At 62.3% G+C, this 2,256-nt stretch carries 1 protein-coding gene; it reads right to left on the minus strand.

Going from position 1 to position 2,256, the window contains the following annotated elements:
• Positions 1-2,011 (minus strand): DNA-directed RNA polymerase subunit beta (rpoB, locus tag EN939_RS30795; RefSeq protein ID WP_127271408.1); only part of this gene is annotated, 2,011 nt, incomplete at its 3' end.
• Positions 2,012-2,256: the final 245 nt, after the last annotated feature.

The following is a 2,256-nucleotide window of genomic DNA, read 5'->3' on the forward strand; positions in this document are numbered from 1 at the left end:
ACATCTGCTTGGGCGACACGTCCATCAGATCGACGTTTTCGCGCGGCGCCATCATCACTTCGCCGGCGCTGCGGCAAATGACGAATTCGTCGACGAAACCACCGTTCTTGTCGAGCTCGGCGTTGGCCTGCGCGACATGGTGCTTGGCCTCTTCCATCGCGGAGAGATAGACGACGTCATTGGTCAGCTTGCCGTCGACGATCTTGCGGTACGGGCTCTCGATGAAGCCGTATTTGTTGACGCGTGCGAAGGTGGCCAGCGAGTTGATCAGACCGATATTCGGGCCTTCCGGCGTCTCAATCGGGCAGATGCGGCCGTAATGCGTCGGGTGCACGTCGCGCACTTCGAAGCCGGCGCGCTCGCGGGTCAGACCGCCCGGTCCAAGCGCCGAGAGGCGGCGCTTGTGGGTGATCTCCGACAGCGGGTTGGTCTGGTCCATGAACTGCGACAGCTGCGAGGAACCGAAGAACTCGCGCACGGCGGCAGCCGCCGGCTTGGCGTTGATCAGGTCCTGCGGCATGACCGTGTCGATCTCGATCGAGGACATACGCTCCTTGATCGCGCGCTCCATGCGCAGCAGGCCGACGCGGTACTGGTTTTCCATCAGCTCGCCGACCGAACGCACGCGGCGGTTGCCGAGATTGTCGATGTCGTCGATCTCGCCCTTGCCGTCGCGCAGCTCGACCAGCGTCCTGACCACGGCCAGGATGTCGTCCTTGCGCAGCACGCGCACGGTGTCCTCGGCCTTGAGCTCGAGACGCATGTTCATCTTGACGCGGCCGACGGCCGACAGATCGTAGCGCTCACTGTCGAAGAACAGCGAGTTGAACATGGCTTCGGCGGTTTCGAGCGTCGGCGGCTCGCCGGGGCGCATGACACGATAGATGTCGAACAGCGCGTCCTGGCGGCTCTCGTTCTTGTCGACGTTGAGCGTGTTGCGGATATAGGCGCCGACATTGACGTGGTCGATGTCGAGAACCTTGATCTCGTCTTCGCCGGTGCCGAGCAGAACCTTCAGCGTCTTCTCGTCGATCTCGTCGCCGGCCTCGAGGAAGATCTCGCCGGTGGCGTAGTTGACGATGTCCTCGGCCAGATAGTTACCGAGCAGGTCCTCGTCGGTGGCCTTGATCGCCTTCAGACCCTTTTCGCCAAGCGCCCTCGCCTGGCGGGCGGTGATCTTCTTGCCGGCTTCGACGACGACTTCGCCGGTATCGGCATCGACCAGGTCGCCGACGGCCTTGAGGCCGCGGAAACGCTCGACGTTGAACGGAATGCGCCAATGGTCGCCGGCGCGCTTGTAGGTGATCTTGTTGTAGAAGGTCGACAGGATCTCTTCGCCGTCCATACCGAGCGCCATCAGCAGCGACGTCACCGGAATCTTGCGGCGGCGATCGATGCGGGCGTGCACGACGTCCTTGGAATCGAACTCGATGTCGAGCCACGAGCCGCGATAGGGGATGACGCGCGCGGCAAACAGAAGCTTGCCCGACGAGTGCGACTTGCCCTTGTCATGGTCGAAGAAGACGCCCGGCGAGCGGTGCATCTGCGAGACGATGACGCGCTCGGTGCCGTTGACGATGAAGGTGCCGTTCAAGGTCATGAGCGGCATGTCGCCCATGTAGACGTCCTGCTCCTTGATGTCCTTGATGGACTTGGCGCCGGTATCCTCGTCGATATCGAACACGATGAGGCGCAGCGTCACCTTCAGCGGCGCGGCATAGGTGAGGTCGCGCTGACGGCATTCGTCAACGTCGAATTTCGGTCCTTCGAACTCGTACTTCACGAACTCCAGCATCGAGGAGCCGGAAAAATCGGAGATCGGGAAAACCGACTTGAAAACAGCCTGCAGTCCCTCGTCCGGACGCCCGCCCTTGGGCTCCGCCACCATCAGGAATTGATCATAGGATGCCTTCTGAACCTCGATGAGGTTCGGCATCTCCGCAACTTCCGGGATCTTTCCGAAGAACTTGCGTACGCGTCTGCGGCCATTGAAAGTCTGGGTCTGGGCCATCGTCGCTCCTTAGCTCTAAACTCGGGACGAGCCTCGCCGCGGCTCGCCTTGCATTCTGGGCCACCTTGGCGGCAACCCTCTGTCTGTTTTCCCGGCGCCTGTCGGCGGCCGGCTAGAACGGGAGAAAACCCGTTTCCTGAAGGCCGGTTTTCGGCCCTCAGGAAAGAGGTTCTCGTAGATCTCGCGTTACGCGTGCTCCCTCCGGGCGAAGGGAGTGGCGGACGGCGCGAGGCCCCCCGCCCCCT

The sequence above is a fragment of the Mesorhizobium sp. M7A.F.Ca.CA.002.05.1.1 genome (assembly GCF_003998335.1).
Lineage (GTDB): Bacteria > Pseudomonadota > Alphaproteobacteria > Rhizobiales > Rhizobiaceae > Mesorhizobium.